The 7,946-nt window shown below is 59.8% G+C and carries 7 protein-coding genes and 4 pseudogenes; 5 read left to right on the forward strand and 6 right to left on the reverse strand.

Translation table 11 applies throughout. The features are described 5' to 3' along the window. The 4 genes and pseudogenes from GEV05_29550 to GEV05_29565 form a co-directional block, all read left to right on the forward strand. The coding region (locus GEV05_29550) for an IS200/IS605 family transposase (protein ID MPZ47436.1) at nucleotides 1–115 on the forward strand (115 nt) is incomplete at its 5' end. 403 nt (nucleotides 116–518) lie between these two features. Then, nucleotides 519–962: a copper chaperone PCu(A)C gene (locus GEV05_29555; protein MPZ47437.1), complete on the forward strand. Its 444-nt coding sequence runs from the start codon at nucleotides 519–521 to the stop codon at nucleotides 960–962. 145 nt (nucleotides 963–1,107) lie between these two features. Beyond that, nucleotides 1,108–1,520: pseudogene (locus tag GEV05_29560) on the forward strand (hypothetical protein). Then, entirely contained in the window at nucleotides 1,484–1,915 is a 432-nt protein-coding gene (locus tag GEV05_29565) for an EamA family transporter (GenBank protein ID MPZ47438.1), read from the forward strand. The pseudogene GEV05_29560 and the gene GEV05_29565 overlap by 37 nt, the downstream one beginning before the upstream one ends. Nucleotides 1,916–2,060: 145 nt before the next feature. Here the strand turns inward: GEV05_29565 and GEV05_29570 are convergent. The 4 genes and pseudogenes from GEV05_29570 to GEV05_29585 form a co-directional block, all read right to left on the reverse strand. After that, nucleotides 2,061–2,659: pseudogene (locus GEV05_29570) on the reverse strand (cation transporter). Nucleotides 2,660–2,686: 27 nt separating this feature from the next. Next, nucleotides 2,687–3,745 carry a hypothetical protein gene (locus tag GEV05_29575; GenBank protein ID MPZ47439.1) on the reverse strand — a complete coding sequence of 353 codons (1,059 nt, stop codon included), beginning with the start codon at nucleotides 3,743–3,745 and terminating at the stop codon, nucleotides 2,687–2,689. Between the two features lie 76 nt (nucleotides 3,746–3,821). Then, a pseudogene (locus GEV05_29580) lies at nucleotides 3,822–4,477 on the reverse strand (TSUP family transporter). A 194-nt stretch (nucleotides 4,478–4,671) separates the two neighbouring features. Next, nucleotides 4,672–4,878 (reverse strand): annotated as a pseudogene (locus tag GEV05_29585) (transposase). Between the two features lie 639 nt (nucleotides 4,879–5,517). Between GEV05_29585 and GEV05_29590 the strand changes: the two are divergent. Next, on the forward strand, nucleotides 5,518–6,411 hold the full coding sequence (locus GEV05_29590) for a hypothetical protein (protein MPZ47440.1): 894 nt from the start codon (nucleotides 5,518–5,520) through the stop codon (nucleotides 6,409–6,411). Nucleotides 6,412–6,741: 330 nt separating this feature from the next. On the opposite strand, the gene GEV05_29595 is transcribed toward GEV05_29590, so the two are convergent. Then, nucleotides 6,742–7,188 carry a PIN domain-containing protein gene (locus tag GEV05_29595; protein MPZ47441.1) on the reverse strand — a complete coding sequence of 149 codons (447 nt, stop codon included), beginning with the start codon at nucleotides 7,186–7,188 and terminating at the stop codon, nucleotides 6,742–6,744. Then, nucleotides 7,185–7,472, reverse strand: a complete 288-nt coding sequence (locus GEV05_29600) for a type II toxin-antitoxin system prevent-host-death family antitoxin (GenBank protein MPZ47442.1) — start codon at nucleotides 7,470–7,472, stop codon at nucleotides 7,185–7,187. Before GEV05_29600 ends, GEV05_29595 begins: the two co-directional genes overlap by 4 nt. Between the last annotated feature and the right edge of the window lie 474 nt (nucleotides 7,473–7,946).

Raw genomic sequence — 7,946 nt, forward strand, 5'->3', positions numbered from 1 at the left:
GAGAGGGTATTTTTGTGCGACGGTGGGTCAGATGACCGAAGAGATGATCAAGCAGTACCTGGAGCATCACTTTGAGCCGAAGCCGAACGACGATTTCAGGATGGAGCCCGAGTAAGACGCGTCGTTTAGGCGACGCGTATCCGGACTTTCAGTCCGCAATACCTAACCCACCAGCTTTAGCTGGCGGTTGTTGAGTGCGATGAACTCGTATACACGCCCAGAGCCGCTGCGAAGGTCATCATGCAATCCGCGTTGCAATCAGCCATCATGGCATTGTCGCCGCAGCAGTCGCCATGTCCCGCGGGGCTCGACGATGTCGCGCATTCTGGTCCCATGTTCGGGCTAGCGAACGTGACGGGAAGGGCGCCGACGATCAGAGCCACTACGAGCAGTGATGCGAGGACTTTTCGAAGTCCCCTCGCATTGCTAATCGATCGCGCCCAGCCAGAACCCATACCGCGTGAGACTCGATTCAACGCTGAAAGTTTGCCAGCGACTCGCCTACATTATCCCTCAGTATGGGAGTTCAACCAATCATGAAACGTTCCATCCTGGTCGTCTGCTTGTCGCTTCTCGCCGCAGTTGCTTCCGCTGGGAGCCTCCGACTCTCCGATGGCTGGATTCGCCTTCTGCCGGCTGGCGTCCCGGCGGCCGGATACTTTGCGCTGCGCAATGCTGGCAGAGCACCTGCTCAGCTGGTGGCCGCCACCTCACCCGCGTTTGGAGAGGTGATGCTCCACAAAAGCACGGAAGAAAAGGGACGCAGCACCATGGTGCACCTTGATAAGGTGGAGGTGCCGGCCGGCGGCGAGGTCGTGTTCAAGCCCGGTAGCTATCATCTTATGTTGATCAAGCCCACGCGAGCACTGCGCATCGGTGAAAAGGTGTCAGTGACCTTTGAATTCGCAAACGGCGAGAAAATCACCGAACAGTTCGAGGTACGTGGCCCGTCCGGGAAGTGAGCGTTTTGTGCGTTTGGAAAGTTTGCAGTCGAACGACCGCGCGGAAAAGCGCTTCGCCGTCATGAGGTAGTACTCCCGAACCGACCCGCGTCACTCAGGCGACGTGGTTGTCATCCGCTATGAGGGTCCGAAACGCGGCCCGGGGATGCGAGAGATGTTGTCGCCGACGTCGGTTCTCGTAGGCGCGGGGCACGCGGAAGACGTCGGACTAATCACCGACGGCCGTTTTTCGGGTGGAACGTACGGTATGGTGGTCGGACATGTCGCTGCCTGAGGCAGCGGTCGGCGGTACGATTGCGCTGATTCGAGAAGGTGAGTCGATCACCATCGATGCGGATCGACTACTACTGCAAGTCAACGTGTCGGAGGACGTACTCGCTGCCAGACGTTCGCAATGGCAGGCGCCGAGGCCGCGCTACGAAGGCGGTGTGATGGCTTAAGTATACGAAGCTTGTTTCTTCGGCGAGCGTGGGTGCGGTCACCGATTCGCATCGAATCACTGAACAAAGCATGGACCGATCATGGCCTTTCTCAAGACGTGGCAGGCGTTCGCCCTAGGCTCCGCTTTCTTTGCTGCCCTCACGGCAATATTCGGCAAGCTCGGCGTCGCGCAAATCAATTTAAATTTTGCAACGTTCATACGGACGCTTGTGATTCTCGCGGTCACTGCAGGAATCGTAGCTGCGCGCCACGAATGGGAATCGCCGCGAACGATTTCCTGGTACAGCCTGATCTTTCTCGTTCTTTCGGGAGTCGCGACGGGGCTCTCCTGGCTGTGCTATTACCGCGCTCTGCAGCTCGGCCCGGTTTCGTCGGTCGCGCCGATAGACAAGCTCAGCGTTGCACTCGTCATCGGGATGGGTGTCCTATTCCTCGGCGAGCACCTCACTTGGCAGACCGCCGTGGGTGGCGCACTGATCGTGGCGGGAACGCTATTGATAGCGTTCGGGTGACGCTTCCAGCCGCTTCCCCGGTGGTTGGCGCGAAAAACGCAAGTTCTCATACGCGCAGAAATACCAAGCGTTCGGATGCCATCAGCGCCGTTGTTTCCCCAAACGCGAGAGTTGTCGAGACCGCTCCGCACGACACAGAGCGGAGTCACCTCGCCGCCGCGCGGTGTTCCTGTCGGGCGGTGCGCCAGACGGCTCTGGCCGCATCCGCATTCATCACCGCAATGCCGAGGCCGACGACCAGGTCTGGCCATCCGGAAAGCGTGGCGCGGTAAGTAGGCCCGCTCCGATGATGGCCACGTTTGCGATCGCATCGTTGCGGGCCGAGAGGAAAGCCGCTTTCGTGAGACTACTTTTGTGTCGGCGGTAGCGCGCCAGCATGAAGGCGCAGCTCAGGTTGATTGCCAGGGCGCCGAGCCCAGTCAGCGAGAGCGCGAACGGCTCCGGGGGCACCGGTAGCGTGAACTTCTCCCACGCCATCCAAAGTGTCGCCAAACCGGGGACGAGCAGGATGCCAGCCAGGAGCATCCCCAGCTGCGCACGCCGCCTCGCCGTCCATCCCAGGGCGATCGCGATCAGGAAATTGATCGAGGCGTCTTCGAGGAAGTCGATGCTATCTGCAAACAGCGACACCGAGGCGATTGCCAAAGCGACAGCGAATTCAATGCCGAAGTACGCAAGATTCAGCAGAGCGACGAGACGGACGGCAGTCTGCAACCCTTGCGGATGGTCGGCGCGAACGGTCATTGTCCATGGTTCCCCGATGTGCCCGCCCTACGGCCAGAGGTCGCCGCTGATAGCGATGCCGACGTAAATGAAGTACAGCGCCAGCAGTACGCCGCCTTCCAACCGTGCAATACGGCCGCGCCAGAGAAAGACGATGATCAGGGCGAGCGCCAGCATCATCGCGGGCCAGTAAAAGCGCAGCACCGCGGGCTCCACCGCAAGCGGGTGGATCATGGCGATCAGGCCGGCGTTGAAGAGAACGAAGAACAACACGGTGCCCAGAATGTTGCCGACGCTGATCTCGGCGTGGCCCTGACGTGCCGGGGCCAGCATGCGCGGCACTTCCTCGAAACTCACCGCGGCGGCGACGATGATCATGCCGAACCAGGCGGCCTGCCAGCCGAGGAGCGCGAGCAGCTCCTTCACGCTCCACTGAAAGATCTCCGCGCCGATGATGATGGCGATCGTGGCGCCGATGAGCAGCACCGGTGCCCACCATTTCGGGCGCGGGCGGAGCGCCTTGCGGATCTTGTGCTCGTTCGGCTTCATCAAGGGATGCGTCCGTGCGGTGTGCACGACGTAGGCAATCAAGACCAGCGACGCGGCGAACAAAATCGCCCCGTCCACCCGGGACAAGGTGCCATCGAGGGCGAGGAGCGCGAGCGGCACGGGGCTGAGGAGGGTCAGGACCAGAAGCCGCCGCGGCGTGTCGCTTTGGAGCGGAACCAATACGGCGGTCGCGCCGACCGCGAACGACAGCAGAAAGGTGGCCGAGCCGATGACAGTTCCTAAGGCCACGCTTGGCATGTCGCCGACGGCGCCGGCGATCCCGACCGCCAGGTTCTCAAGATCGATGCCACTCAGGAGGTAGCCGAGCAGGAAGGTCGAGACTCCAAAGGTGATTGAGATCCGCAGGAAGCTCTCGGTGAGTTTCTCCGCGCCCTCGACCATGAGCCAGATACTCGCTACGAAGGCGACACCCGCGAGCAGCAGCGCCGTGATGTCGATGCCGACTCCTTCTTCTTGGCTACAGCAATCAAAATGACGAATCGCCGTACCGCGCATATCGGCAAGAGCATATCGGCAACAACTGATCGGCGCGAGCACTCAGCGGCTTTAAGAGACGTCGCAGACGTCGTCGGCTGCATCTGGCGGCCTTTCCCCTGGGTAGGCCAAACGCCGCCTACATAAACGGGCTCACGATCATCCGCGCGCCCGCTACGAACAACAACACGGCCAGCAGCACGCGAAGACTCGTGGGCTTGAGGTAACGCGAGCCCATCCAGGAGCCTACAAGGGCCCCAAAAGCGACAGCAGCCAGCCATACCGGCAGCTGCGAAGGTAGCGCCGTCACCGTTGCCCAGACGCCAGCCAGCGCGGCTGCCGAGTTCAGGAGATTAAACGAGGCGGAAATTGCCGCTGCCTGGCGAGTCTCTGCCCACCCTAGCATCATAACCAACGGTGCCAGGAATATGCCGCCGCCGATGCCCGTAATGCCCGAACCGAACCCGATAGCACCGCCCACGATCAATGACGCAACAAAGGGCGGTTCCTTTGCCGCGTTCGCGTCACGTCGCGCAGCGGCCCGTGCAGAGCGGACCATTTGCCAACCTGCGAGCAACAGCAACGCGCCAACTATCGGCTGGTAGATCGTTGGTGGCAGATTGATCGTGCCTCCCAGGAGCGAAAACGGCGCGCCCAAGATGCCAAAGGGGTAGCAGGGCGCCACGTCAGCAACCCAGCGCTATAGAACCGCGCACAGCCGATTGCCGCTACAAGGATGTTCAACGACAGCGCCGTCGCCTTGATTACTCCAGGCTCAAACCCAAGCAAGCCCATAACGGTAACATAGCCGGTGCCGCCGGCCTGCCCGACCGCAGAGTACAAGAGTGCGACGAGCGTGAACGCCGCAGCGAGAAGAACCTCAGTCACCTGTTTGCCTCAATTGGATCGGGCCTCGGGCCGTCTCATTTGGCCTCTTCGCGTCTGGCCAGCTCTTTCAGAATCTCGCGCAGCACGTCCTGCACGCATCAATTCTGAAAGCGTCGGTGCACCGTCTTGTAGTTCGCATAGCACTGCAGGAAGCATATGTGCCATTGTGCGCCCGTGTTCAAAATCCAGAGCACCGCTTCAAGCACCGAACGCCGGGAACGGGCTTGCGCCCCGGACGCCCTTCGGAGACGTTCTCTTTGGGAAAATGTTGCCGCATCCGTTTATTGAGCGTCCGTCAATCGCAGCATGCTGCCGATAGTACGTATATGGATTTTCTAAGCGAGCAGATCTCGATACTCACCGGCGAACAGCTTCCTGAGGCGATCCCGGGTATCGGAGGTTGACAAGATCCGCGCCGTGCCGGGAGTCAAGACGGCCGTTCTGTACCTGAACGAAAAGACGGCCTTTCGCAACCGCCCGGTTCCGGTGATCGGCGTGCTGCCCGAGGAGATGCGCGCCTGCTAAAGTGGTAGATCGGCTCTGGCAGATACTTCGCTGAGAGCGTCGCAAATTCGTATCAGTTCTCTGCGGGCAGCGACGATCTACGCACCCTTCCAATTCTCGAAATCAAGGAGTTGGCTTCATCGAGCAACGGTTTTGAGATCCGTTGTGTGGGAGGACTCGTGGCTGTTGACGGCGTTCACTGGACCTGTGGACGCACCCTGTACCGCCCGCTTAGCCTGTGTGGCAGAATCAGTCCATAACCCAGTCCATATCTGCAAGGCATTGTGTGATAGGTTTTCACAGTCAACGAGTTAGAAGTCGGGTGCTGTTCTCTTCACCCGCTCCAGCCAGTGTTCCAGTATTGGCAAGGCCTAGCGCGTGAGTGGTTGCTCCCAAGTCAGAAGCTTTTTTGCGGAGCGCTGCGCAATTTCCCAGAAGACTTGGTGCAGATGACGTTCATGGATGACGTCGCCATTTCGATGCCGAATACCTCCGAGGAACACGTCTCGCACTACCTCCGCACGGGTCATTGCGACATCAACGCCTATGTCTGCTGGCCCGGCAATGATGTAATCGATTGCATGCGAAGAGCGAAAGCCGCGTTGCGCAGTGCGCTCGTTGACGCAGTTCGCGAACGGGTGGCTCACGCACGGAGCTTCCGGACGCTGCCCGAAGTGGACGTGACGCGCCTGACGATCGAGAAGGTCGCGCCCATGGTGCAAGGCTTGTTTCCGCTCGACGAGCAGCCCATCGTGCTCGATATGCTAGGGCGCTGCGTGGTGTTCTTGACTTCGGCGAACATCGAATCCGTGCTTACGGAAACCGTCTGGTGCAGCACGGCATGGACGCTTTCCAATCTTTATCTCGAGAGCATCGTCGCGCCGTTGCTCGGGCCGGATGCGCCGCGCTTGGTTGGATTGAGCCAAGCGACGACGTGCTACGTATCGAAGCGCTATTTTGAAGCTGAGGGGGCTTTCGACGACTTCGTGGTTCACGAGGCGGCGCATATTTTCCACAATTGCAAGCGAGTCACGATTGGATTGCCGGAAGTACGTCGGCGCGAGTGGCTCCTTGATATCGACTTCCGCAAGCGCGAGACCTTTGCCTATTGCTGCGAAGCTTTTAGCCGAATTGTTGCGAGCGCTGCGAATCGCTCGACGAGGCACGCCTTGGTCGCGCACATCGCGGATAGCGCGATGCCTCCAGATGAGGATGTCGATCCCGACGAGTACCTCGATATCTTGCGCGAGGCATGTTCAGCCCGAAATGGGTGGAAGAGAATTCGCGAGCGATGTGCGCCGCCAATGCGGCGCGGTAACCGGCGTACAGGCAATTGACGAAAACAACGTGCGGCCATTGCTCATCGCTCTGCTCGCATCAGGTCTTATGAGTCGGTGCGCGTAGACGATGAATTCGCCGATCTATGGTCCCGCACAGATCCGAAGGGCACTGCGAGCATTCAACCGCGGCGAGCAGCTCGGGACGATGTCGGGTTCAACAAGTCGTTGACTCGTTTACCGGACACTGTACGAATTGCGCCTCGAAGCACCGGCGATACGGAGTCCGTTAGCTTAAGGGTGCTTTGAAAAGCTTATCCGCGGCGATTGGCCGACGAGGTTTCGGTGCTCGGGGACGCACGTGGGCGGCGTGGTCGTTGCTGGCTCGAGTCATTGCGGATCGCTGGGCAGTGGGTCGTTCCATGGATTGAAGGTCGGAACCCCCGCGCGGATGTAGTCGGTCGTATCACGCGACACGACCGTGAGTCCGTGATGTATGGCGGTGGCTCCAATGATCAAGTCAGGCTGAGAGAACGTATGCCCGGCCTTGCGACCGTCCTCGACAAGCAGCCGCCACTTGACCATGATGTCTTCGGTGATTGGAAGAACGCGCTGTTCGAACATCGGGCGCACCTTATTCGAAAGCCAATTGTTCAACTCGGTACGCCGCTTCAAGTCTTCAAGTTGCTCGATGCCGAAGCGGATTTCCGCGAGTGTGACGATGCTGATATAGAGGTGCTCAAGCGGTTTTGCCTCGATAGCCGCGAGCACTTTCGGCTCCGGGCGCGGCCGACGAATTTCGGAAACGATATTCGTGTCGAGAAGCCAGCCGATCACAGCGACACGTCGCGCACAGGCATCGATCCCCGGGCTGGCTCGATTTCGATTTCTCGGTAAGGCGACGATTGAATCGCCGCGATGAGTTCTCGTCCCGTATGCGCGCCGCTCAGTCTGCGGAACTCTTCAGCCGCGATGATGACGACCTCGTCGCGGCCGTGAACGCTGACGTGCTGCGGACCGTCAGACCGGGCGAGCCTAACGAGCTCGCTGAAACGCGCTTTGGCGTCCTGTAGCTGCCAGTGTCCCGGCAGTGTGGGCGATCGGGAACTCGAAGAGGGCATATTGGCACCGTAATTCTAGTCATATCGACTAGAATATATCAACACCCACCCGAGAATCAACTAGAAGACCAAAGGAAATCGGGTGTGATCCAAGGCGGTGAGTCGGAAGTGTATCCGCGACGAATTGAGAACTTCAGTTGGGTGCCCTGTAGGCTGCAGTGGGCGTAGCCAGCGACCAGCGTAAGTGACCCGAGCGGGTGTGCTGGTACATTGCCTGCCCCGCGCTCGCGCATCGCGCTCAACTTGCGTCGGAGCGATGCAACTTGGGCGATTTCGGATGCAAGAGGCCGTCGGGCCACCGAGATTTTCATCGCAATCTTCGCCGAACACCGTGCGGTTGACCTCTCATTCGGGAACTCCTAACCTGCATTATTCATGAAATCCGCCCGCGAGGCCGTGGGGCGCATGATTTTGCCGTTATGCAGGGTTGATCAGGTCGTCGAGATGACGGTCCGAACCACGAACTCTCGATCG

The sequence above is a fragment of the Betaproteobacteria bacterium genome (assembly GCA_009377585.1).
Classification (GTDB): Bacteria; Pseudomonadota; Gammaproteobacteria; order Burkholderiales; family WYBJ01; genus WYBJ01.